The following is a 24704-nucleotide window of genomic DNA, read 5'->3' as shown; positions in this document are numbered from 1 at the left end:
CACCACTGGCTCCACCTGCACGCTCCGCACGCGCACGTGTACCCGCACCCGCCGAGGGGATCCGTCATGGCACCAGTACCACCGGCCCCGCCACCGCCGTCCGCGGCCTCGCTGCTCACGATGTCCGGCATCACCAAGTCCTTCCCCGGTGTCCGCGCCCTCGACGGCGTCGACCTGGACGTCCAGGCCGGCGAGGTGCACTGCCTCCTGGGCCAGAACGGCGCCGGGAAGTCCACGCTCATCAAGGTGCTCGCCGGGGCCCACCAGCCCGACGACGGGGAGATCACCTGGCGCGGCGAACCCGTCGCGCTGAGGTCGCCCATCGCGGCCATGCGCCTGGGGATCGCCACCATCTACCAGGAACTCGACCTGGTGGAGGGGCTGTCGGTCGCGGAGAACGTCTTCCTCGGCCACGAACCCACCACGGCCGGGTTCGTGGTGCGCGGCCGCCAGGCCCGCCGCGAGGCCGAGGTCCTGCTGCGCCGGCTCGGCCACCCCGAGATCGATCCCGCCCGGCAGGTCGGCGAACTGTCCGCCGCCCAGCAGCAGATCGTCTCGATGGCCCGGGCACTCTCCCACGACGTCCGGCTCATCGTGATGGACGAGCCGTCCGCCGCGCTGGACCCGGAGGAGACCGACAACCTGCTGCGCATCGTCGCCCAGCTCACCGCGGAGGGCGTCGCCGTCGTCTACATCTCCCACCGGCTGGAGGAGATCCGGCGCATCGGCGACCGTGTCACGGTGCTCAAGGACGGCCGGGCGGTGGCGGGCGGCTTGCCCGCGAAGTCGATGCCCACCCGCGACATCGTCGCCCTGATGACGGGCCGCGACGTGGAGTACGTCTTCCCCGAACGTCCGGCGGGCCCGCGCGAGGGCGCACCCGTGCTGACCGTCGAAGGACTGGCCCGCGACGGGGAGTTCGCGCCCGTCGACCTGGAGATCCGGCCCGGCGAGATCGTCGGGCTCGCCGGCCTCGTCGGCTCCGGCCGCTCGGAGATCCTGGAGACCGTCTACGGCGCGCGCCGGCCCACCGCGGGCCGCGTCACCGTCGACGGCCGCCCGCTCAAGCCCGGCAGCGTCCGCTCGGCTGTCCGCGCCGGACTGGGCATGGCACCCGAGGAGCGCAAGGCCCAGGCCCTGCTCATGCTGGAGTCGGTCACCCGCAATGTGTCGGTGTCCTCGCTCTCCCGCTTCTCCCGCGGCGGCTGGCTCGACCGCCGCCAGGAACGCCTGGCCGCGCAGCAGTCCACCCGGTCGCTGTCGCTGCGGCCCGACAACCCGGACGCGCGGGTCCGCACCCTGTCCGGCGGCAACCAGCAGAAGGCCGTGCTCGCCCGCTGGCTGCTGCGCGGCTGCCGCGTCCTGCTGCTGGACGAGCCGACCCGCGGCGTGGACGTGGGCGCCCGCGCCGAGCTGTACGCCGTGATCCGCCGGCTCGCCGACGACGGGCTCGCCGTCCTCCTCGTCTCCAGCGAGGTGCCCGAGGTACTGGGCCTCGCCGACCGCGTACTGGTGCTCCGCGAGGGCCGTGTCGTGCACACGGCGCCCGCACAGGAGCTGGACGAACACCGTGTACTCGACCTCGTCATGGAAGGGAGCCCGAGCTGATGACGCAGCCCGCTTCCCAGGTCCCGCAGGCACCGCTGCCGCCCGCGGACGCGCCCTCCGCCGTCAAGGGCGGCCGGCGTCCGGCGGCCGGACTCCGTGCCGACGTGCGCAACCTGTCCCTGCTCGGTGTCCTCGCCGTGCTCGTCGCGGTCGGCGGCATCACGCAGCCCGACTCGTTCCTCGACGTCTCCAACCTCCAACTGGTGCTGACCCAGGCGTCCGTCATCGGCGTCGTCACCGTCGGCATGACCTTCGTGATCACCAGCGGCGGCATCGACCTGTCCGTCGGCGCGATCGTCGCGCTGTCCTCGGTGTGGGCGACGACCGTCGCCACGCAGGAGTACGGCTTCGCCGGCATCCTGTTCACCGCGGTCCTGGTGGGACTCGGCTGCGGACTCGTCAACGGGGTGCTCATCGCGTACGGCGGCATGGTGCCGTTCATCGCGACCCTCGCGATGCTCGCGTCGGCCCGCGGACTCGCCCTCCAGCTCACGGACGGCAAGACCCAGATCGTCACCGAGAAGTCGGTGCTCGACCTCGGCGTCCCCGACTCCTACATCCTCGGCATCCCACCGCTGGTCCTGGTCTTCGCCGCGGTCACCGTCATCGGCTGGCTGGTGCTCAACCGCACCACCTTCGGGCGCCGCACCGTCGCCGTCGGCGGCAACGCCGAGGCGGCCCGGCTCGCCGGCATCGACGTCCGCCGGCAGCGGCTGTACCTCTACCTGCTGTCCGGGCTGTGCTGCGGGATCGCCGCCTTCCTGCTGATCATCCTGGCCGGATCGGGTCAGAACACCAACGGCAATCTCTACGAACTCGACGCCATCGCCGCCGCGATCATCGGCGGCACGCTGCTCAGCGGCGGCCGCGGCACCATCGTCGGATCCGTCCTCGGTGTCCTGGTCTTCACCACCATCACCAACATCTTCGCCCTGAACAACCTGGAGAGCGCGGTCCAGCAGATCGCCAAGGGAGCGATCATCGTGGCCGCCGTCCTGGTCCAGCGCGGCACCGCACGCGGCGGCGACAGCTGACGCGAGCGGACCGCCGCCGCACCGTTCCCGCCCCGTACGTCTCCCGAACCGGCGCCGCTTGTGGCGCCGGCCCCCGCAGCCGTCCCGTTGTCCCGCCCTCGACCCACCTCACCGCAGAGCACGCACCCGCCCCGTGTGCCCAAACCCAGGAGGGTTTCACCGCCATGCCACAAAACCCGATCACCAGCCGCAGAAGCCTGCTCTTCGGCGCCGCCGCCGTCTCCGCCGGCGCCGCCCTCACCGCCTGCACCAGCAACGAGCCGAAGAAGCAGGAGGCGGCCGCCACCAACGCCCCCTCCACCGCCACCACCGACAACCAGCCGGGCACGCCCGTCACCATCGGGTTCGCCGGTCCCCAGGCCGACCACGGCTGGCTCAACGCCATCAACCAGAACGCCAAGGACCGCGCGGCGACGTACTCCGACGTGACCCTGGAGATCACCGAGGGCTCCAACGACACCGCCGCCCAGATCGGCCAGGTCCAGACCCTGATCAACAAGAAGGTCGACGTGCTGGTGATCCTGCCGGCCGACGGCAAGGCCCTCACCCAGGTGGGGCTCCAGGCCATGAAGGCCGGCATCCCGGTGATCAACCTCGACCGGATCTTCGCCTCCCCGCAGGCGTACCGCTGCTGGATCGGCGGCGACAACTACGGCATGGGCCTCAACGCCGGCAACTACATCGGCGAGCAGCTCAAGGACAAGGCCGACGCCAAGGTGATCGAGCTCGCCGGACTGGACAACCTCGAGCTGACCCGGCAGCGCACCCAGGGCTTCGACGACGCCCTGAAGAACTACCCCAACATCAAGAAGGTCGCCCGTCAGGCGGCCGAGTTCACCGTGGAGTCCGGCCAGGCCAAGATGGCCCAGCTGCTCCAGGCGCAGAAGCAGTTCGACGCGGTGTGGAACCACGACGACGACCAGGGCGTCGGCGCCCTGCGCGCCATCGCGCAGGCCGGCCGCGACGACTTCCTCATGGTCGGCGGCGCGGGCGCCAAGTCGGCCATGGACGCCATCAAGGCCGACAACGGCGTGCTGAAGGCCACCGTCCTCTACCCGCCGACCATGGCCGCCTCCGCCATCGACCTGGCCCGCACCCTCGGCCAGAAGAAGGGCATCGGCGGGCTCGCCGAGCTGGAGATCCCGGCCTCCATCACCCTCTACTCGGCCGTCGTCACCAAGGCGAACGTCGACCAGTACCTGCCGACGGGCTTCAACTAACGGGCAGTGCCCCGCCCGTCCGATCCGAGCAACCGACGAGGAGCAAGGCATGGCTGGTACGGCCGATAACGAGACCCGTGGAGCGGAGGGCGCTGCGCCGGCCCTCGGCATCGGGATGGTCGGCTACGCGTTCATGGGCGCTGCCCACTCCCAGGCGTGGCGCACCGTGGGCCGCGTCTTCGACCTGCCGGTGCGGCCGGTCCTGGCCGCCATCGGCGGCCGGGACGCGGCGGCGGTACGGGCCGCGGCGGCCCAGCACGGCTGGGCCGCCGCGGAGACGGACTGGCGGGACCTGATCGCCCGGGACGACGTCCAGCTCGTGGACGTGTGCACCCCCGGGGACAGCCACGCCGAGATCGCCATCGCGGCGCTGGAGGCGGGCAAGCACGTCCTGTGCGAGAAGCCGCTGGCCAATTCGGTCGCCGAGGCGGAAGCCATGGTCGCGGCGGCCGAACGGGCCGCCGCGCGGGGCCAGGTGGCCATGGTCGGCTTCAACTACCGGCGCCTGCCGGCGGCGGCGTACGCCCGCGGGCTCGTCGCCGAGGGCCGGCTCGGCACGATCCGTCATGTGCGGGTCACCTATCTCCAGGACTGGCTCGTCGACCCGGACTTCCCGCTGACCTGGCGGCTCAAGCGCGAGTACGCCGGCTCCGGGGCGCTGGGCGACCTCGGCGCGCACGCCGTGGACCTCGCGCAGTACCTGGCGGGGGAGCCCCTGGTCGGTGTCTCGGCGCTCACCGAGACGTTCGTACGGGAGCGGCCGCTGCTCGCCGGGGTGTCGTCGGGCCTGTCGGGCTCCGCCGTCGGCTCCGAGCGGGGACCGGTGACCGTCGACGACGCCGCGCTGTTCACCGGGCGCCTCGCCTCCGGGGCGCTCGCCAACTTCGAGGCCACACGGATGGCCTCGGGCCGCAAGAACGCCCTGCGGCTGGAGATCAACGGCGAACGCGGGTCGCTCGCCTTCGACCTGGAGCGCCTGAACGAGCTGTTCTTCCACGACCACACCGAGCCCGCCGCCACGGCCGGCTTCCGCCGGATCCTGGTGACCGAGCCGGACCACCCGTACCTGGCGGCGTGGTGGCCGCCGGGCCATGCCCTCGGCTACGAGCACACCTTCACGCACCAGGCGCGCGACCTGCTGGTCGCCGTCGCGGAGGGCACGGCCCCGGCGCCGACGTTCGCCGACGGGCTGCAGGTGCAGCGGGTGCTCGCGGCCGTGGAGGAGAGCGCCGAGAAGAACTCCGTCTACACCCCTGTCCCCGCCTGACCGCGCAACCGTTTAGAGGAGGTCCTCGCCGTGCCACGTCCCTTCACCCTCTTCACCGGCCAATGGGCCGACCTTCCCCTGGAGGAGGTCTGCCGCCTCGCCCGCGACTTCGGTTACGACGGGCTCGAACTCGCCTGCTGGGGCGACCATTTCGAGGTCGACAAGGCCCTCGCCGACCCCGGTTACCTGGACGGGCGGCGGGCGCTGCTCGACAAGTACGGGCTCAAGTGCTGGGCCGTCTCGAACCATCTGGTCGGGCAGGCCGTCTGCGACAACCCGATCGACGAGCGCCACCAGGCGATCCTGCCCGCCAGGATCTGGGGCGACGGCGAACCCGAGGGCGTCCGGCAGCGCGCGGCCCGCGAGCTGGCCGACACCGCGCGCGCCGCGGCGGCCTTCGGCGTTCGGACCGTCATCGGCTTCACCGGCTCGTCGATCTGGCACCTGGTCGCGATGTTCCCGCCGGTTCCCGAGCGGATGATCGAGCGCGGCTACGAGGACTTCGCCGAGCGGTGGAACCCGATCCTGGACGTCTACGACGCCGAAGGGGTCCGTTTCGCCCACGAGGTCCACCCCGCCGAGATCGCCTACGACTACTGGACCACGCACCGCGCGATGGAGGCGGTCGGCCACCGGCCGGCGTTCGGGCTGAACTTCGACCCGAGCCACTTCGTGTGGCAGGACCTCGACCCGGTCGGGTTCCTGTGGGACTTCAAGGACCGCATCTACCACGTCGACTGCAAGGAGGCCCGCAAGAGGCTGGACGGCCGCAACGGGCGCCTCGGCTCCCATCTGCCGTGGGGCGACCCGCGGCGCGGCTGGGACTTCGTGTCGGCCGGACACGGCGACGTTCCGTGGGAGGACGTCTTCCGGATGCTCCGCTCGATCGGATACGACGGCCCGGTCTCGGTGGAGTGGGAGGACGCCGGGATGGACCGCCTCGCCGGCGCCCCGGAAGCGCTCTCCCTCCTGAAGAGGTACGACTTCGACCCGCCGGCGGCGTCGTTCGACGCCGCCTTCGGAGGCAACGACTAGGCCCTTCTCCCAGCTCAGGAGCGCAGCAGCCCGCAGCCCGGCGGCACCGCCGCCGGGCCTGTCGGGCTGCCCGGGCCCGGCTTTGTCCTGACCCGGGAGAAAGTTCAACTTATCTGCCACTCAAGGGCTTTCGGTCCCGGACGAACCCGGCTACCGTCCCTGAGGTGTACAGGACACGGGCCCGAAACATGAGGCCGGTCCTGCTCGCGTGACCCGACCAGCGTGACGGCGCACGCCGGTCCCCGGGAAATACCGCACGGCAGCACATCCGCCCGTACGACCGTTCCTCCGGAGGACACACGTGCACAGACAACGGCCCGGAGCACACCGTTCGCGGATCCGACAAGGACTCGCACTCCTCACCGGCAGCCTCTTAGCGGCGACCTCCCTCGTCGTCGCAGCCCCCATGGGGGCGGTGGCCAGCCCGCTCGACACCGAGCCCGCGGCCGCCGCGGCGGCCGAGCAGTTCCAGCAGGTCACCCTCGCCAAGGGGGAGCCCGAGACCGGCGAGCCCATGTCGCTCGCCGTCCTGCCCGACCGCAGCGTGCTGCACACCTCGCGCGACGGCGAGCTGCGCAGGACCGACGCCGCCGGCACCACCACGGTGATCGGCACCGTCCCCGTCTACACCCACGACGAGGAGGGCCTGCAGGGCGTCGGCATCGACCCGGACTTCGACCAGAACCGGGCGATCTTCCTCTACTACGCGCCCCCGCTCGACACCCCCGCGGGCGACGCCCCCGACCAGGGGACCGCGGCCGACTTCGCCAAGTTCGACGGCGTCAACCGGCTCTCCCGGTTCACGCTGAAGGCCGACTGGAGCCTCGACCTCGGCAGCGAGAAGAAGGTCCTCGACGTCGCCACCACGCGCGGCATCTGCTGCCACGTCGGCGGTGACATCGACTTCGACGCCCAGGGCAACCTCTACCTGTCCACCGGCGACGACTCCAACCCGTTCGCCTCCGACGGCTTCGCGCCCCTCGACGACCGGCCGGGCCGCAACCCCGCCTACGACGCCCGCCGCACCTCGGGCAACACCAACGACCTGCGCGGCAAGCTGCTGCGCATCAAGGTCGCCGACGACGGGTCGTACACGATCCCCGCGGGCAACCTCTTCGCCCCGGGGACCGACAGGACCCGGCCCGAGATCTACGCCATGGGCTTCCGCAACCCGTTCCGCTTCAGCGTCGACAAGAAGACCGGCATCGCCTACGTCGGCGACTACGGACCCGACGCCGGTGCGGCCGACCCCAAGCGCGGACCCGGCGGCCAGGTCGAGTTCGCCCGCGTCACCCAGGCCGGCAACTTCGGCTGGCCCTTCTGCACGGGCAAGAACGACCCGTACGTCGACTACGACTTCGCGACCGGGCAGTCCGGATCCACCTTCGACTGCGCCGCGCCGAAGAACGACTCGCCGTACAACACGGGCCTGACCGACCTGCCGCCCGCGCAGGCGGCGTGGATCCCCTACGACGGCGGATCGGTGCCCGAGTTCGGCAGCGGCTCGGAGTCCCCGATGGGCGGCCCGGTCTACCGGTACGACCCCGCGCTGGACTCCCCGGTGAAGTTCCCCGAGGCGTACGACGGCGACTTCTTCGCCGGCGAGTTCGGGCGCCGCTGGATCAAGCGCATCGACCAGGACGACAACGGTGCCGTCCAGTCCATCAACGACGTCCCCTGGACCGGCACGCAGATCATGGACATGGCGTTCGGCCCGGACGGCGCGCTGTACGTGCTGGACTACGGCACCGCCTGGTTCGGCGGTGACGAGCACTCCGCCCTCTACCGCATCGAGAACGCCACCGGCGGCCGCTCCCCGAGCGCCGAGACCTCCGCGAACAAGACCTCCGGCGTCGCGCCGCTGAGGGTCGGCTTCTCGTCGGCTGGCACCGTCGACCCCGACGGCGACGCCCTCACCTACGCCTGGGACTTCGGTGACGGCGGCACGTCCACCGCGGCCGACCCGGCGCACACCTACCGCACGAACGGCACCTACACCGCGACCCTCACGGTCAAGGACCCGACCGGCCGCACCGCGTCCGCGAGCGTCCAGGTCGTCGTCGGCAACACCGCGCCCAAGGTGACGCTGAACCTGCCCGCCGAGGGCGCCCTGTTCAGCTTCGGTGACGAGATCCCGTTCGACGTCACCGTCACCGACCCCGAGGACGGGACCGTCGACTGCTCGAAGGTCAAGGTCACCTACATCCTCGGCCATGACAGCCACGGCCACCCCGTGACCTCCGTCAACGGCTGCTCCGGCACCATCAAGACCTCCGCGGACGGCGGGCACGACCCCAACGCCAACATCTTCGGCGTCATCGACGCCGAGTACACCGACGGCGGGGGCGGCGGCCAGGAGGCGCTCGCCGGCCACGACCAGGCGCAGCTCCAGCCGCGCCACCGGCAGGCCGAGCACTTCACCTCCTCGTCCGGCATCGACCTCTTCGACAAGGCCGAGGCCCACGGCGGCCGCACCGTCGGCAACATCGACGACGGCGACTGGATCTCCTTCAAGCCCTACAACCTCACCGGCTCCGTGCGGCTGACCGCACGGGTCTCCTCCGGTGGCGCGGGCGGCTTCCTCGAGGTGCGCACCGGCTCCGCGACCGGCCCGATCCTGGGCTCCGCACCCGTCCCGGTGACCGGTAGCTGGGAGACCTTCCAGGAGATCGACGTACCGCTGCGCGCCGTGCCGAAGAAGACCACCGAACTCTTCCTGGTCTTCAAGGGCGGCTCGGGCTCCGGGGCGCTCTACGACCTGGACGACTTCGAGCTCTCCGACGTCCCGGCCGACCGCGCCGCCAAGCGCGTCCTGGTCTTCTCCAGGACCGCCGCCTTCCGCCACGACGCCATCCCCAACGGGATCGCCGCGCTGAAGGAGCTCGGCCCCACCGCCAACATCACCGTCGACGCCACGGAGGAGCCCAAGCAGTTCACCAGCAACAACCTGGCGCGCTACGACGCCGTGGTGTTCCTGTCGACCACCGGTGACGTGCTCAACGCCGAGCAGCAGCAGGCGTTCGAGAACTACATCAAGGGCGGGGGCGGCTACATGGGCGTCCACGCCGCCGCCGACACCGAGTACGACTGGCCCTTCTACGGCGGCCTCGTCGGTGCCTACTTCCAGGGGCACCCGCAGATCCAGCCGGTCACCGTCCGCGCGGAGGACCACGAGCACCCCGCCACCGCGCACCTCGACGAGGCCGGCTGGCAGCGCACCGACGAGCTGTACAACTACCGCACCAACCCGCGCGGTCAGGTTCACGTCCTCGCCACCCTGGACGAGACCACCTACCAGGGCGGCACGATGAAGGGCGACCACCCCATCGCGTGGTGCCAGAACTACCAGTCCGGCCGGTCCTTCTACACCGGTCTCGGGCACACCAAGGAGTCCTACGTCGACCCGGCCTTCCGCCAGCACCTCCTGGGCGGACTGCGCTACGCCGTCGGGCAGGTCAAGGCCGACTGCAAGCCGCAGACCGGCTACCGCGACCTGTTCAACGGGCACACCCTGGAAGGCTGGAAGCAGGCGGGCCCCGGCAAGTTCAACGTCGCCAACGGTGAACTGCGCACCGAGGGCGGCATGGGCCTGCTGTGGTACCAGTCCAAGCAGTTCGGCTCGTACTCCCTGAAGCTCGACTGGAAGATGGACGGCGACGACAACTCCGGTGTCTTCCTCGGCTTCCCGGCCTCGGACGACCCGTGGTCCGCGGTGAACAAGGGCTACGAGATCCAGATCGACGCCACCGACACCCCGGACCGCACCACCGGTTCCGTCTACACCTTCAAGTCGGCCAACCTCAAGGCCCGCGACCAGGTGCTGAGGCCTCCGGGCCAGTGGAACAGCTACGAGATCAAGGTCCAGGGTGAACGACTCCAGGTCTTCCTGAACGGAGTCAAGATCAACGACTTCACCAACACCGACCCTGTCCGCAGCCTGAAGGACGGCTACATCGGCTTGCAGAACCACGGCGCCGACGACCAGGTGTCCTTCCGCAACGTCCAGATCAAGGAGCTGCCCTCCTCGTAGGGCAGTCCCTGCCGGCACCCCATGAGCCGGCGGCGGGCGGGGAGACGCCGTGCCCCCGCCCGCCGCCCCCACCCCATGCAGCAGGGAGAGGCAGCCGTGACGAATCCGCACGCCCAGGCACTGGACCGCCCGTCGCCCGACCGCACCGGAGTGTGGCTCATCGGAGCCCGCGGCTCCGTCGCCACCACCGCCGTCGCCGGTTGCGCGGCGGTCACCGCCGGGCTCCACCCGGCGACCGGCATGGTGACCGAGACCCCACCCTTCGCTGACGCCGGGCTGCCGGCGCTGTCCTCCCTGGTCTTCGGCGGACACGACACGGCTGCCTGCCCGCTGGGCAAGCGGGCCGAACTCCTCGCGGAGGCCGGCGTCCTCCCGCACGGCCTGCCGTCCGCACTCCACGCCGAACTGGCCGCCGCCGACAGTGAGATCCGCAGCGGCGGACCCCTGCCCGGCGACACCCGCGGCGACGACGAACTGATCGCGGCGTTCGCGGCGGACATCACCGCCTTCACCCGCCGCCACGCCCTCGGCCGGACGGTCGTCGTCAACGTGGCCTCCACCGAGCCCGTGCCCGAACCCGGCAGCACCCGGCTGCCGGCGAGCTCCCTGTACGCCGCCGCGGCGATCGAAGCGGGATGTTCCTACGTCAACTTCACCCCCTCCACCGGGATACGGACCGCCGCGCTCACCGACGCGGCCGGCGCACGCGGGCTTCCGCACGCCGGACGGGACGGGAAGACCGGGCAGACCCTGCTCCGCTCCGTCCTCGCCCCGATGTTCGTCCAGCGCGCGCTCTCGGTACGGTCCTGGTCCGGCACCAACCTGCTCGGCGGCGGCGACGGGGCAGCGCTCGCGGACCCCGCGGCGGCCGCGGCCAAGAACGCGGGGAAGGAACGCGTCCTCGCCGACATCCTCGGCGGCGCTCCCGAGGGCGAGGTGCACATCGACGACGTCCCGGCCCTCGGTGACTGGAAGACCGCCTGGGACCACATCGCCTTCGACGGCTTCCTCGGCACCCGCATGGTGCTGCAGACCACATGGCAGGGGTGCGACTCCGCCCTCGCGGCTCCTCTCGTCCTCGACCTCGCACGGCTGGTCGCGCGCGCCCACGAAGCCGGGCTGACCGGCCCGCTGCCGGAATTCGCCTTCTACTTCAAGGACCCCGACCCGGGTGCCCCCGCGGCCCTCGCCGACCAGTACGCCGCGCTCCTCACCCTCGCCGAACGGCTGGGGGAGTCACGGTGACGCCCCCACCGGGCAGGCGGGCCTCCGCCGTCGCCGACGACGGGGCCCCGACGACGGGGGATCCGCGCGCCCCGCAGGGGCGGGCCGAAGTACGCGACGACGGCAGGCCGGCGGTCGGCGCCGCACGGCCGCCCGCACCGGTCGCCGATGCCCCGGCACCAGCCGCGCGGTTCTGGGCCTGGGCCGAACTGCTGCGCATCTCCGCCCTGTTCACCGTGCCCGGCGACGCCCTCGCGGGCGCGGCGGCCGCCGGGAGGCGCCCGCACCGCGGCACGTTGCTCGCCGTCGGCACCTCGCTGTGCCTGTACCACGCGGGTATGGCCCTCAACGACTACGCGGACCGCGACGAGGACGCCGTCGACCGCCCCCACCGCCCCATCCCGTCCGGCCGGATCACACCTGCCGCCGCCCTGACGGCGGCCGGGGTGCTCACCGTGGCCGGGCTGGCACTCGCCCGCCGCGCGGGGCGCGCCCCGCTGGCCGCCGCCACGGCCCTGGCGGCGACGGTCTGGTCGTACGACCTGGGACTGAAGCACACCCCGGCAGGCCCGGCCGCCATGGCGTCGGCCCGCGCGCTGGACCTGCTGCTCGGCGCGACGGCGACCCGGCCCCGCGCGTTCGCCGCCGCCCTGCCCCACGCGGGAATCCTCGGCGCCCACACCTACGCCGTCACCTCGGTGTCCCGGCACGAGGCACACGGCGGTTCCACCGCGGCGCCGCTGGCGGCGGTGGCCGTGACGGCGGGCATCGCCGGTGTCACCGCCGGCGGTGCCGGGGCGCTCCGTTCACTGCGTGGCTACCGGCGGTCCGCGCGCGACGCGGCCCTCCCCGCGTCCGCGGGCCCGCGCCGCCCCGATGCCGGTGCGGCGCGGGCCCTCCCTCCCGCCCGACCCGTGACCGGACGACCGGAGCTCGCGCCCCGGGCCGTCGCCGCCCTGGCGGCGGCCTCGTACGCCCGTACCGCCCTCACTCCTCTCGTCCACGCCGCGCTCAACCCCTCCCCGCAGCTGACCCAGCGGGGAGTCGGCGCCGGAATCCGCGCCATGATCCCGCTGCAGGCGGCTCTCGCGGCACGGGCGGGCGCGGGAACCACCGCGCTGGCCGTTCTCGCGCTCGGTCCGCTCGCCCGTCGGCTGGCCCGGAAGGTGAGCCCCACATGACCCTGCGTTTCGGTTACGGGACCAACGGCCTCACCGACCTCCGCCTCGACGACGCCCTCACCCTCCTTGCCGACCTCGGCTACGACGGCCTCGGACTCACCCTCGACCACATGCACCTGGACCCCCTCGCGCCCGATCTCACCGACCGCACCCGCCGCCTGGCGGGGCGTCTGGACCGGCTCGGTCTCCAGGTCACCGTCGAGACCGGCGCCCGCTACGTCCTGGACCCGCGGCGCAAGCACGGCCCCTCCCTCCTCGACCCCGACCCAGACGCCCGTGCCGCCCGCACCCGCCTTCTCGTGCGGGCCGTCCAGGTCGCGGCGGACCTCGGCGCCCACGCCCTGCACTGCTTCAGCGGCATCACGCCCGACGGCACCCCGTCCGCTGTCGCCTGGGACCGGCTCCGATCCGCCCTCACCCCTGTCCTGGACGCCGCGGCCACCGCGGACGTGCCGCTCGCCGTCGAACCCGAGCCGGGTCATCTCCTGTCGTGCCTCGACGACTTCCACCACCTGCGCTCCCTCCTCGGCGACCCCGGGCCGCTCGGCCTCACGCTCGACATCGGCCACTGCCAGTGCCTGGAGCCGGCGACCCCGGCCGACTGCGTGACACAGGCCGCACCCTGGCTGCGGCACGTCCAGATCGAGGACATGCGCCGCGGCGTCCACGAACACCTCCCCTTCGGCGACGGCGAGATCGACTTCCCGCCCGTCCTGCAAGCCCTCGCCGCCACCGGCTACCAGGGCCTGACCGTGGTCGAACTGCCCCGCCACTCCCACGCGGGCCCCGAACTCGCGCGCACCTCCCTCGATTTCCTGCGCTCCCACGCCCCCACGATCGGAGCAACGGCATGACCGCACCCACCCGCGAGAACCTCCGCAACCGGCTCGACAACGACGCCCGGACCTGGCTCGACACGGCCCTCGCCGACGCCGCACTCAGTGCCGCCGCGTCCTGGGACGCCCCCGGCCCGAGGCGCACCGTGGCCCCCTGGGAACTGCGCTTCGCCTCCGCCGGCCGCCACTGCGGCCAGGAGCAGGCCGACGCCGTGCGCGTCCTCCTGCTGCGCGAGGCACGCCCCGACGCCCGGACCCTGACCCGGCTGTACCAGCAGGGCGCCGCCGCGGAACGGCGTGCGGTCCTCCTGGCCCTGCCCCACCTGGCACCCGCCCCCGCGGACGGACTGCCCCTCGTCCAGGACGCGCTGCGCACCAACGACACCCGGCTGGTCGCCGCCGCCGTCGGCCCCTACGCCGCCGAGCACCTCGACCCGCCCGCCTGGCGTCAGGCCCTCCTGAAGTGCCTGTTTACAGGGGTGCCCCTGGACGCGGCCGACCGGCTCGAAGACCGCGCCAGAGGCGACACGGAACTGGCCCGCATGCTCGGCGACTACGCCGCCGAACGCACCGCCGCGGGCCGGCCCGTCCCCGCCGACCTGCACCGCCTCCTCGCCCTGACGTCCCCCACGGAGGAGTCCTGATGCGCATCTTCGACCCCCACATCCACATGACCTCCCGCACCACGGACGACTACCAGGCGATGTACGACGCCGGTGTCCGCGCCCTGGTCGAACCCTCCTTCTGGCTCGGACAGCCCCGTACCTCGCCCGAGTCCTTCTTCGACTACTTCGACTCCCTCCTCGGCTGGGAACCCTTCAGGGCCGCGCAGTACGGCATCGCCCACCACTGCACCATCGCGCTGAACCCCAAGGAGGCCAACGACCCGCGCTGCACCCCCGTCCTGGACGCCCTGCCCCGCTACCTCGTCAAGGACAACGTCGTCGCCGTCGGGGAGATCGGCTACGACTCCATGACACCGGCGGAGGACACGGCACTGGCCGCCCAGCTCCAGCTCGCCGCCGACCACGGACTGCCCGCCCTCGTGCACACCCCGCACCGCGACAAACTCGCCGGGATGCGGCGCACCATCGACGTCGTCCGCGAGTCGTCGCTCGACCCCGAGCACGTCCTCCTGGACCACCTCAACGAGACCACCGTCAAAGAGGCCGCCGACAGCGGCTGCTGGCTCGGGTTCTCCGTCTACCCCGACACCAAGATGGACGAGGACCGCATGGTCGCCGTGCTGAAGGCCCACGGCACGGAGAAGGTGCTCGTCAACTCCGCGGCCGACTGGGGAAAGAGCGACCCCCTCAAGACCCGCCGCACCGCCGACGCCATGCTCGCCGCCGGCTTCGGTGCGGACGACGTCGACCAGGTCCTGTGGCGCAACCCGGTGGCCTTCTACGGCCGCAGCGGCAGGCTCCATCTGGACACCCCCGAAACCGGGGCCCTGCACGAGGGCAACTCCCTGCTCCGCGGCGGGGAATGAGGGGACGGCCACCATGCGCTTCCGCCACCCGGACGGTTCCGTCGTCCACTTGTCCTACTGCACCAACGTGCACCCCGCCGAGACGCTCGACGGCGTCCTCGCCCAGCTCCGCGACCACTGCGAACCCGTGCGCAAGCGCCTCGGCCGCGACCGCCTCGGCATCGGCCTGTGGCTCGCCAAGGACGCCGCGCGCGCCCTGCACACCGATCCGGCGTCGCTGCGCGGACTGCGCGCCGCCCTGGACAGCCGGGGCCTCGAGGTCGTCACCCTCAACGGCTTCCCGTACGAGGGGTTCGGCGCCCAGGAGGTCAAGTACCGGGTCTACCGGCCGGACTGGACCGAACCCGAGCGCCTCGCCTACACCAGCGTCCTGGCCGACCTGCTCGCCGCCCTGCTCCCGGACGACGTCACCGAGGGGTCCGTCTCCACCCTCCCGCTCGCCTGGCGCACCCTCTTCGACGAGCGCGCCGCCGCGACCGCCCGCGCCGCCCTCACCACCCTCGCCCAGCGTCTCGACGCGCTCGCCGAGCTCACCGGGAAGTCCATCAGGATCGCCCTGGAACCCGAGCCGGGCTGCACCATCGAGACCACCGCCGACGCGATCGGCCCTCTCACGGACCTCGCCCAGCCCCGCATCGGCATCTGCGTCGACACCTGCCATCTCGCCACCTCCTTCGAAGAACCGGTCGCGGCGCTGAACGCACTCGCCGCCGCCGGCATCGCCATTCCCAAGGTCCAGCTCTCCGCCGCACTGCACGCCGAACACCCCGAACTCCCCGGCGTGCGCGACGCACTCGCCGCCTTCGCCGAACCCCGCTTCCTGCACCAGACCCGCACCCGCACCGCCGGCGGCCTCCTCAGCACCGACGACCTCCACGAGGCCCTCACCCCGGACGCCCTCCCCACCGGCGCACCATGGCGCTCGCACTTCCACGTGCCCCTGCACGCACCACCGGCACCACCCCTCACCTCCACTCTCGGCGTCCTGAAGGACGCCCTGGGCCGCCTCGTCGGCGGTCCCGTACCGCTCACCCACCACCTGGAGGTCGAGACCTACACCTGGCAGGCACTCCCCGCCGAACTGCGGCCGCGCACCCGCGCCCAGCTCGCCGACGGGATCGCCGCCGAACTCGGCCTCGCCCGTGACCTCCTGCACGACCTCGGCCTCAAGGAACTGCCATGAACGCGACCGCCGGGCCGACCCCGCTCCTCGTCCTGGACGTCGTCGGCCTCACACCGCGGCTGCTGGAGCACATGCCGCACCTGGCACGCTTCGCCGACGCCGGCTCCCGGGCCCCGCTCGGCACGGTGCTGCCGGCCGTCACCTGCGCCGCACAGTCCACCTTCCTCACCGGCGCACCTCCCTCCGAACACGGCATCGTCGGCAACGGCTGGTACTTCCGCGAGCTCGGCGACGTCCTGCTGTGGCGCCAGCACAACGGTCTGGTCGCCGGCGACAAGCTGTGGGACGCCGCCCGCCGCGCCCACCCCGGCTACACCGTCGCCAACATCTGCTGGTGGTACGCGATGGGTGCCGACACCGACATCACAGTCACCCCGCGCCCCGTCTACTACGCCGACGGCCGCAAGGAACCCGACTGCTACACCCGCCCGCCGGACCTCCACGACGAACTCACCCAGGGGTTCGGCACCTTCCCCCTCTTCCGCTTCTGGGGCCCGGGCGCCGACATCGTCTCCAGCCGCTGGATCATCGACGCCACCCGGCACATCCTGCGCACCCGCACTCCCGACCTCGCCCTCTGCTACCTCCCGCACCTCGACTACGACCTCCAGCGCTACGGCCCGGACGACCCGCGCTCCCGCCGGGCCGCCACCGACCTGGACACGGCGATGGCCCCGCTCCTCGACGACGCCCGGCGCGAAGGCCGCACCGTGGTCGTCCTGTCGGAGTACGGCATCACGCCGGTGAGCCGACCGGTCGACATCAACCGGGCCCTGCGCCGCGCCGGCCTGCTCGAGGTCCACACCCAGGACGGCATGGAGTACCTCGACCCGATGGCCTCCCGTGCCTTCGCCGTCGCCGACCACCAGATCGCCCATGTGTACGTGCGCCGCCCCGAGGACCTGGAGGCCACCCGCGCGGCCCTGGCGGACCTGCCCGGGATCGCCGAACTCCTCGACGACGAGGGCAAGAAGCGGCACGGCCTCGACCACCACCGCTCCGGCGAACTCGTCGCCGTCGCCGAACCCGACGCGTGGTTCACGTACTACTACTGGCTCGACGACGACCGGGCGCCCGACTTCGCGCAGCTTGTCGAGATCCACCGCAAGCCCGGCTACGACCCCGTCGAGCTGTTCATGGACCCCGTCGACCCCTACGTCCGCGTCAAGGCGGCGACGGCGCTCGCCCGCAAGAAGCTCGGCATGCGCTACCGCATGGCGGTCGTACCGCTCGATCCCTCGCCTATTCGCGGCAGCCACGGCCGCCTCCCGGCGAGCGACGACGAAGGTCCCCTCATCCTCTGCTCCGTCCCCCGTGCCCTCAGCGGTCGCGTCGCGGCCACCGATGTGAAGTCCCTGCTCCTGCGCCTCGCAGGACTTCACTGAACCACACGCCATCGACGACAGGGAGTTATCCACAATGCGCGGCAATAGTCGTACAAGCGGCACGCCCGACCCGGAGCTCAGCCGCAGGCTCAGCAGGCTCAGCAGGCGCGGCATGCTCGGTGTGGCCGCCGGCGCCACCGCGGCCGCCCTCCTCGGTGCCACCGCCCCCACCGCCGCCGCCCACGACAAGGGCCACGGCGAGGATCACCACAAGGGCCACGGCAGGGGCGGCCACGGACGTCCCGTACTGCCCCCCGGCCGCCTCGGCATCCAGCTCTACTCGCTGCGCGACAAGGTCTCCACCCTCGGCTTCGCCCCGGTCTTCGCCGAGCTCGCGAAATACGGCTACGACGAGGTCGAGTACGCCGGCTACACCCAGGGCTCCGCGGGCGCCATCACCCTCGCCCAATTGCGCGGGCTCGCCCGGGACCACGGGCTTACGGCCATCGGCAGTCATGTCGGCTACTACGACGACGGCAACCCCGGCGCCTACACCTTCGCCCAGAACCTCGCCAAGGTCCTCGACGACGCCGAGGCCCTCGGCCTGAAGCACATCGGCACGGCCTCCGGCCCCTGGCGCTACGGCAGCACCGTCGACGGATGGAAGCGCTGCGCCGAGGAGTTCAACGTGTTCGGCGCCGCCGCCAAGGCGCGCGGCATGAAGTTCTATCAGCACAACCACGCCGAGGAGTTCTCCTTCGCCACTGACCGCCCCGACGTGCGGCTCTACGACGTGCTCCTCGCCGAGACCGATCCGCGCCTGGTGTACCTGGAGATGGACATCTACTGGGCGTTTGTCGGGCAGTACCGCTTCTCCGAGCGCGTCGACGGCACCCCCGCCCCCTTCGACCCGCTGCGCTACGTCCTCCGGCAGCCCGACCGCTACCCCCTCTTCCACGTCAAGGACGGCGAGCGCAACGACGCCGCAAGCGACGGCTACGACATGGTGGACGTCGGCGACGGCGACATCGACTACGAGGGGTTCATCTCGGCCGTCACGCGCACCCGCGGCGGCCGGCAGTCCCACCACTGGCAGACCGAGCACGACTTCCCGGCGGACTCCCTGTCCTTCGCCCGCCGCTCCAGCGCGTACCTGCACGCGCTGCGCGAGAAGGACTGCTGACGGCGCTTCCTCCCGCCGTCCGCCGGAGTACCGGTGCCGCCGCCCCCGCCGAGCGGGGCGCGGCGGCACAGCCGTCCAGGCAGGCGGCGGCAGCTTTGACATCGTTGCCACCCTCTCTCCGGCCCGGATCCGCCCCCTCCATTCGGACATCGTTCGATTTGTGCGCTTTCCCGCCTCTTCGCCGACCGGTCCTTTGCGAGGATGGGGGCCGGCAGACCGGCCGCCGCCCCGCGCACCGCAGCCCGCCGCCCCCGCCGTGAACCGTCGGCGCGCGGCGGAGCGACAGAGGGAACGTGAGAGTTTTCCGCCCCCCAGGGGCCCATCAGGACGACGCCGCGCTGCTGCGCGCCGTGGCCGCCGGTGACGAGGGGGCACTGGCCGAGCTGTTCGAGCGGCATGCCGGGTGGCTGTACGCGCGGCTGCTCCGGCGGTGCCCCGATCCCGAGACCGCGCGTGATGTGCTGCAGGACACCTTCGTGAGCGTGTGGCAGTCGGCGGCGGCCCATCACGGCGGCCCGGCGGGCGGCTGGCTGTGGGTGATCGCTGCCCGGCGTCTGGTGGACGCCGAGCGGGCGCGGGCGCGCTCGGAGCGCGTGCCGCACCAACTGCCCGGCGTCATCCCCTCCGCCGAGGAGCACGTGCTCTCGGGCCTGGAGTTCGGCGACGTCGGAGCGGCACTCGACCGCATCTCCCCGGAGCTGCGCGCCGTCCTGCGCGCCACCGTCGTGGACGGGCTCACCACCCGGGAGACCGCACGACTGCTCGGCATCCCGGAAGGCACGGTCAAGACCCGCGCCATGCGGGCCCGCAGGGAGCTGCGGCTGCTGCTGGGCGACATCGGCCCGCTGGGCGGACTGGAGGGAACGGCATGAACGCATGGCACGTGAGCGGTGCGCTCGCCGCCCGGTACGCCTCCGGGGCCGTCCCGGACTCCGACGCCTGGTCGGTGGAGAAGCACGTCGAGGTCTGCGAGGCATGCGCCGGCCTGGTGTCGGCCGCCGTACGGTCCGGACCGGCCGGTCCGGTGCTGACGGCCGTCCTCGCGGACGTACGGGCCGTGACCGCGGGGCGGCAGCCCGCGGAGGCCGCCGGTCCCCGCGTCGCCGCGCGATCGGAAGCCGGCGTGCCGACGGTGGCGGGGGCGCCGCGTCCCGGCCCGGTCGCCCGCCTGGTCAGGGCCGGGGGGCCGGCTCTGCGCGGGCCCTGGACCGTGGCGCTGCTGCTGGTGATCGCGGTCGCGTTCGGGCTGGCCCTCGCGGGCGCGTCCGACGTGAGCCGTCCGCTGCTGCTGGCACTGGCTCCCTTCCTGCCGGTGGCGGGGGTGGCGCTGTCGTACGGGCGGCACGCGGACCCGATGCACGAGATCAACGCCTCCACTCCCGGCGGCGGGCTGCGTCTGCTGCTGACCAGGACCGCGGTCGTGCTGGCCGTCAGCATGCCCGCGCTGACCCTGGCCGGGGCACTGCTGCCCTCCGGGGCGCCGGGTCCGGGGGCGGCGACGTGGCTGCTGCCGGGTTTCGCGCTGACGCTGGCGGTGCCGGCACTCGGCTCGTTCCTGGACGGCCGGACGGCCGCCGGGATCGTCTCTGGCGGCTGGGCGCTGGCGGTGCTCACGCCCGTACTCAGGTTGTCCCGGGGCCTCACCGTGTCGGCCGACGCGCTGGCACACCATCTGACACTGCTGTCCGCCCCTGCCGCCCAGAGCGGGTGGGCGGCCGGAGCCGCCGTGTGCGCGGGACTGCTCGTCCTGCGCAGGCGCTCCTTCGACGTCGCCCACTCCGGCCGCCGGGGGCACATGTGAACGCGAACGGAACCATCGAGGGGATCGACATGACAGCGACCGGCACGGGCGTGGAGGTGACCGGACTGACGGTCCGTCACCGCAAGAGGATCGCGCTCGACGCGGTCGACCTCAGCCTGCGGCCCGGCGTGCACGGCCTGCTGGGACCCAACGGCGCGGGCAAGACCTCGCTGATCCGCGTGCTGGCGACGGTGGCCGCCCCGGCGGCCGGCCGGGTGGAACTGCTCGGGCGTGACCTGTCCGCGCACCGGGAACGCGCGGAGATCCGGCGCAGCCTCGGCTACCTGCCGCAGGAGTTCGGCTACTACCCGGGTTTCACCGTGCGCGAGTTCGTGTCGTACGTGGCCTGGCTGAAGGAGATGCCCGCGGCGGACGTGCCGCAGGCCGTGGCGCGGGCGGTCGACCGGGTGGGGCTGTCCGACCGGATCGACGCGAAGGTGAAGACGCTGTCCGGCGGCATGGTCCGGCGGGTCGGCGTCGCTCAGGCGATCGTGAACGAGCCCCGGCTGCTGCTCCTCGACGAGCCGACGGCGGGCCTCGACCCTGAGCAGCGCATGGAGTTCCGGTCGCTCCTGCGGGAGCTGGGGACGACGTCGACGGTGATCGTGTCGACCCATCTGGTCGAGGACGTCGCCGCCGCGTGCTCCGAGGTGACCCTCCTGGAGTCGGGCCGTGTCACCTATCGGGGTACCACCGCCGAACTCATCCGCCTCGGCGAGAGCGACGGCGACGGGCAGACGGATGTCAGTCCGGTCGAACGCGGCTACGCCGCCGCACTGCGCGCCCACCGCGCGGGTGTGGCCACCGGGGGGCAGCGATGAGCGCCGTCGACGTGCGGACCGGGAGTTCCGGTGGCCGGGGAACGTCCGGCGGACCGGCGCGGCCGCGTCCCCGGTCGGGACGCGTCCTGCGTACCGAGCTGATCCGCGGAATCGGACCGGCCACCGGGGCGGCGATCGCGGTCGTCGTCTGCATCGCGATGTTCGCCAAGGCGCCCGCCTGGCAGAGCCGCTGGACGGACACCACCGACCTGCTCCGGATCGCGGGCCTGCTGCTGGGCGGCCCGCTGGCCGCGGCGGCCGGCTGCCGGCAGGGCAGCCGGGAACGCCGGCTGGGCCTGCGGGACCTGCTGGCGACCACCCCCCGCCCCGCACTGCGCAGGACGCTGCTCGCCGCCGCCCCCGCAGCCCTGTGGCCGGTGGCCGGGTACCTCCTGGCCGCGGCGGTCAGCCTGCTCGCCACCTTGCCGTTCGCCGGGTACGGGCATCCGTTCGGCACGCTCCTGCTGGCCGACGCGGTCGCGCTCGGCGCGATGGGGCTGCTCGGTTTCGTCGTCGGGCGGATGGCCTCGTGGCGTCTGCTGCCGCTGCTCGTCGCCGTGATCACCTACGTCGTACTCGGTCTCCCGTCGTACCTGACCGAGGACGCGCGCTGGCTCGGCCCTGTCCAGGAGCACACCTTCGCCTGGGACCGGCCTCAGTGGTGGTTCGGTCCCGCGAGCGCGGTCTGGACCGCGGGACTCGCGGCGGCCGCGCTGCTCGCCCTGGCGGCACGGCGCCGCGCCACCGCGGTGATCCCGCTGGCGCTCGCCGTCGCCGCCGCGGTGCCCGTCGCGCGGACGGGCGACGGACTGTGGCGGCCCGATCCGGGCGCCGCACGACCGGTGTGCGACACAGGGGTCCCGAAGGTGTGCGTCAGCGCCGCCGACAGCAAGGCACTCGCCGCCGTCTCACAGGCGCTGACCGGGGTCCGCGGCCAACTGCGCGGGGTACCGGGCGCTCCCACCCGCTGGGTCGAGGGGCCGGCGCCCCTCGGGCCGCACGATGCCCGGCTGGCGGACCTCGGGGACGGGATGCGCCACGGCGAACTGCGGGATCCGGCCCGCTACGCCCACAACGCGGTCGCGAACCTCTTCGTCAGGGACTGCCCCGCCGACACCGGTACCGACGACGCCGCGGCCGCGGCCGCGAGCCGTGCCTACGACGTGGACGGTGCCGTGGTGCAGTGGCTCGCGCCGCAGCCGGGCTTCGAGGACATGAACGGGGAGGGGGCCAGGACGATGCTGCGCCACCTGCGGGAGAAGGACGCCGCCGAGCGACGCGCGTACCTCACCCGCTACCTCGCCGCCGACCGGTGCGACCTGAAGGCGGTACCGGTTCCGTGAGCACCGTGATGCCGCGGCTCGCCCACCGCGGGCCCGGCCTCTACCTGCGCTCCCGTGCGCTGCCCGCGAGTGCCGCCGCACTGATCGGAACCGCCGCCGTGACCTACTGGTCGGCGCGCCGGCTCCTCGACCTGCCGTCCCTCGGCGCGAACGCGCTGGTGCCGGTGGTGGTACTGGCCCCGCTGCTCGCGGCGGGGGCGATCGGAACCGGTCTGCACACGTACAGCGACGACCTCGACCGGACCGCGGTACGCGCCTGGTGGCCTCGGCGGCTGGCCCATCTGCTCGCGCTCACCGCGTGCGCGGCCGCGCTGCTGGCCCTCGCCCTGCCCGGCCACTCCCCGGACTTCGGGTGGTCCGCAGCGGTGCGCAATGTGCTGGGGGCCACGGGGATCTGCGCCGCGGGTGCGGCGCTGCTCGGGGCGCGGCTGAGCTGGCTGCCGGCCACCGTGTACCTGAGCGCCGTCTACCTCGCCGGCGCGCCGGGGGAACCGGGCGGCACCAGGGTGGTGTGGGCCTGGCCGCTGCAGCCGGGGCCGGTCCCCGGTGCGTGGACCACGGCCGCGGTGCTGTTCGTCCTCGGCTCCGCGCTGTACGCCTGGCTCGGGTCGCGCCCCGAACGCGAGCGGCCTGTGTGACCACGGAGGAGGAGCGGCCCGGTCCCGTGCGCGGGACCGGGCCTGCTGCCTTCACGGCCGGTTCACCGACCGGCCCGTGCGTCGCACGATCAGCCGGCGTCGGCCTCTGCGGCCTCGGCGTCCTCGGGGGCGAGGAGCACGGCTATGTCGACGCGGTGCGCGATCGCGTCGCTGACACGGGGGTTGAACAGCGCCGCCAGGGAGTTGCGGTGGTGCGGGCTGAGGACCAGCAGGTCGGCCCCGAACTTCTCGGCCTCCTCGGCGATGGTGTCGGGGACCTGCTGGACGAGGCCGGTCGCGAGCGCGCCGTCGGCCTCGATGCCGTCCTCGCGGAACCCGGCGAGCGCCTCGGCCAGGATGGCCTTGGCCTCGTCGTCGTCCTCCAACGGCAGGACCGTGTTGTACGTGACAGCGGAGGTGGCGACGTGCACGACGTGGACCTGGGCGCCGGAGAGCCGCGCGAGACCGTGGGCCATGCGCAGGGCGGAGTGGCGGGCGGGGGTGGGGTCGATGGCGACCATGATGCGCTGGAACATTGCGTCTTCATCTCCGTATCGAGCTTTGTGGAAAAGCGGCCGATCACGCGAATACCGGCCCAGTACATCTATCACCTCCGCTTTTCCCAAGAATCCCCGGTTAACGGTATGGGGGGTCCACGCCACGTCTTGGCGCTCCGTCACCCGCCCCCGATGCCCTCACGGCGACGAGGATGACGCCCCGGATGCGACGACGTGAACACGGAGCGGCCGGCACCCGGCAGGGGCGAGGCGAGGTCCGCCCACGCCTCGCACACCTGCTCGCCCCCGGATCCGGCGACCTAGAATCACTGCGGGCCGCGTCGCGACCACGTGCCCGTGCCGTGCCGCCGATCCAGTGGAGGATGTCCGTGACCGAGCCGAACAGCAGCGCGGGGACCGGAGTACCCGGGCGTACGCCGGTGGCTTCGCCCGCGGCCGCGCCCGTGTCGACCGATCCGGTGCGCGGTTCCCGGTTCGCGTCCCTGCTGCTGGACAGCCACCGCAGCCTGGTCGGGGTCGGGCTGTGCCCGCCGGTCTGGTCCTCGGAGGACGAGGCCGCGGCATGGCTCTACGAGGACGCGCCGTTCGGGCTGCTCGTGCACGACACCTCCGCCGACCCGCGGTTCGTCTACGCGAACCGCACGGCGCAGGAGTGCTTCGGTTACTCCTGGGAGGAATTCGTCGGCCTGCCCTCGCGCCTGTCGGCCGGTCCCGGCGGCCAGGAGGACCGGGAGGCACTGCTCGCGGCGGTCAACGACCGCGGTTACGCCGACGGTTACCGGGGCCTGCGGCTGGCCAAGGACGGCAGCAGCTTCTGGATCGAGGACGTCTGCATGTGGAACCTCGTGGACGCCGACGGCCAACGGCACGGCCAGGCCGCGGTCTTCGGCTCGTGGTCGCCCGTTTCGACCGTTCCGGTCCCGGCCCCGGGCGACCCGGTCGCATGAGGGGCGCCGCCCTCGTGC

The 24704-nt window shown here is 72.8% G+C and carries 21 protein-coding genes; 20 read left to right on the top strand and 1 reads right to left on the bottom strand.

The features are described from left to right. Positions 1 to 66 precede the first annotated feature (66 nt). The 19 genes from ACIP64_RS05295 (at position 67) to ACIP64_RS05205 (ending at position 23221) form a co-directional block, all read left to right on the top strand. Positions 67 to 1608 carry a sugar ABC transporter ATP-binding protein gene (locus ACIP64_RS05295; protein ID WP_401582083.1) on the top strand — a complete coding sequence of 514 codons (1542 nt, stop codon included), beginning with the start codon at positions 67 to 69 and terminating at the stop codon, positions 1606 to 1608. Next, positions 1608 to 2642 carry an ABC transporter permease gene (locus ACIP64_RS05290; RefSeq protein WP_401582081.1) on the top strand — a complete coding sequence of 345 codons (1035 nt, stop codon included), beginning with the start codon at positions 1608 to 1610 and terminating at the stop codon, positions 2640 to 2642. The genes ACIP64_RS05295 and ACIP64_RS05290 overlap by 1 nt, the downstream gene beginning before the upstream one ends. A 164-nt stretch (positions 2643 to 2806) precedes the next feature. After that, a complete protein-coding gene (locus ACIP64_RS05285; RefSeq protein ID WP_401582079.1) occupies positions 2807 to 3862 on the top strand; it encodes a substrate-binding domain-containing protein in 1056 nt (351 codons plus the stop codon). 49 nt (positions 3863 to 3911) lie between these two features. Further along, positions 3912 to 5129, top strand: a complete 1218-nt coding sequence (locus ACIP64_RS05280; protein ID WP_401582076.1) for a Gfo/Idh/MocA family protein — start codon at positions 3912 to 3914, stop codon at positions 5127 to 5129. Positions 5130 to 5159: 30 nt separating this feature from the next. Then, positions 5160 to 6164 (top strand): sugar phosphate isomerase/epimerase family protein, encoded by a 1005-nt coding sequence (locus tag ACIP64_RS05275; RefSeq protein ID WP_360904023.1) that lies wholly within the window; start codon positions 5160 to 5162, stop codon positions 6162 to 6164. 301 nt (positions 6165 to 6465) lie between these two features. Continuing rightward, positions 6466 to 10194: a ThuA domain-containing protein gene (locus ACIP64_RS05270; protein WP_401582073.1), complete on the top strand. Its 3729-nt coding sequence runs from the start codon at positions 6466 to 6468 to the stop codon at positions 10192 to 10194. Positions 10195 to 10269: 75 nt separating this feature from the next. Next, on the top strand, positions 10270 to 11439 hold the full coding sequence (locus ACIP64_RS05265; RefSeq protein ID WP_401582071.1) for an inositol-3-phosphate synthase: 1170 nt from the start codon (positions 10270 to 10272) through the stop codon (positions 11437 to 11439). After that, positions 11436 to 12599, top strand: coding sequence for an SCO3242 family prenyltransferase (locus ACIP64_RS05260; protein WP_401582069.1), 1164 nt, complete (start codon positions 11436 to 11438; stop codon positions 12597 to 12599). The genes ACIP64_RS05265 and ACIP64_RS05260 overlap by 4 nt, the downstream gene beginning before the upstream one ends. Beyond that, positions 12596 to 13453: a sugar phosphate isomerase/epimerase family protein gene (locus tag ACIP64_RS05255; protein WP_401582066.1), complete on the top strand. Its 858-nt coding sequence runs from the start codon at positions 12596 to 12598 to the stop codon at positions 13451 to 13453. The genes ACIP64_RS05260 and ACIP64_RS05255 overlap by 4 nt, the downstream gene beginning before the upstream one ends. Beyond that, a complete protein-coding gene (locus ACIP64_RS05250; protein ID WP_401582063.1) occupies positions 13450 to 14079 on the top strand; it encodes an EboA domain-containing protein in 630 nt (209 codons plus the stop codon). The genes ACIP64_RS05255 and ACIP64_RS05250 overlap by 4 nt, the downstream gene beginning before the upstream one ends. Then, entirely contained in the window at positions 14079 to 14927 is an 849-nt protein-coding gene (locus ACIP64_RS05245; RefSeq protein ID WP_401582060.1) for a TatD family hydrolase, read from the top strand. Before ACIP64_RS05250 ends, ACIP64_RS05245 begins: the two co-directional genes overlap by 1 nt. Positions 14928 to 14940: 13 nt before the next feature. Beyond that, positions 14941 to 16110 (top strand): metabolite traffic protein EboE, encoded by a 1170-nt coding sequence (eboE, locus tag ACIP64_RS05240; RefSeq protein WP_401582057.1) that lies wholly within the window; start codon positions 14941 to 14943, stop codon positions 16108 to 16110. Further along, a complete protein-coding gene (locus ACIP64_RS05235; RefSeq protein WP_401582055.1) occupies positions 16107 to 17495 on the top strand; it encodes a nucleotide pyrophosphatase/phosphodiesterase family protein in 1389 nt (462 codons plus the stop codon). The genes eboE and ACIP64_RS05235 overlap by 4 nt, the downstream gene beginning before the upstream one ends. A gap of 34 nt (positions 17496 to 17529) precedes the next feature. Further along, positions 17530 to 18618, top strand: coding sequence for a sugar phosphate isomerase/epimerase family protein (locus ACIP64_RS05230; RefSeq protein WP_401582052.1), 1089 nt, complete (start codon positions 17530 to 17532; stop codon positions 18616 to 18618). A 293-nt stretch (positions 18619 to 18911) separates the two neighbouring features. Next, positions 18912 to 19490 carry an RNA polymerase sigma factor gene (locus tag ACIP64_RS05225; RefSeq protein ID WP_401582049.1) on the top strand — a complete coding sequence of 193 codons (579 nt, stop codon included), beginning with the start codon at positions 18912 to 18914 and terminating at the stop codon, positions 19488 to 19490. Then, positions 19487 to 20419, top strand: coding sequence for a zf-HC2 domain-containing protein (locus ACIP64_RS05220; RefSeq protein WP_401582047.1), 933 nt, complete (start codon positions 19487 to 19489; stop codon positions 20417 to 20419). Before ACIP64_RS05225 ends, ACIP64_RS05220 begins: the two co-directional genes overlap by 4 nt. A 29-nt stretch (positions 20420 to 20448) precedes the next feature. Continuing rightward, the gene (locus ACIP64_RS05215) at positions 20449 to 21240 is read left to right on the top strand and encodes an ABC transporter ATP-binding protein (RefSeq protein ID WP_401582395.1); all 792 of its coding nucleotides are present in this window, start codon (positions 20449 to 20451) and stop codon (positions 21238 to 21240) included. After that, the gene (locus ACIP64_RS05210; RefSeq protein WP_401582044.1) at positions 21237 to 22583 is read left to right on the top strand and encodes a hypothetical protein; all 1347 of its coding nucleotides are present in this window, start codon (positions 21237 to 21239) and stop codon (positions 22581 to 22583) included. The genes ACIP64_RS05215 and ACIP64_RS05210 overlap by 4 nt, the downstream gene beginning before the upstream one ends. An 8-nt stretch (positions 22584 to 22591) precedes the next feature. Continuing rightward, a complete protein-coding gene (locus ACIP64_RS05205; protein ID WP_401582394.1) occupies positions 22592 to 23221 on the top strand; it encodes a hypothetical protein in 630 nt (209 codons plus the stop codon). Between the two features lie 89 nt (positions 23222 to 23310). Here ACIP64_RS05205 and ACIP64_RS05200 read toward each other — a convergent pair whose 3' ends face one another. Continuing rightward, positions 23311 to 23757 carry a universal stress protein gene (locus tag ACIP64_RS05200; RefSeq protein WP_401582042.1) on the bottom strand — a complete coding sequence of 149 codons (447 nt, stop codon included), beginning with the start codon at positions 23755 to 23757 and terminating at the stop codon, positions 23311 to 23313. Between the two features lie 350 nt (positions 23758 to 24107). Here ACIP64_RS05200 and ACIP64_RS05195 point away from each other — a divergent pair, with 350 nt between their 5' ends. Continuing rightward, entirely contained in the window at positions 24108 to 24686 is a 579-nt protein-coding gene (locus tag ACIP64_RS05195) for an MEKHLA domain-containing protein (protein WP_401582039.1), read from the top strand. Positions 24687 to 24704 lie beyond the last annotated feature (18 nt).

Origin of the sequence: Streptomyces sp. NPDC088733 (genome assembly GCF_044751185.1) — a bacterium.
Lineage (GTDB): Bacteria > Actinomycetota > Actinomycetes > Streptomycetales > Streptomycetaceae > Actinacidiphila.
This window is presented reverse-complemented; position numbering and strand designations above follow the sequence as displayed.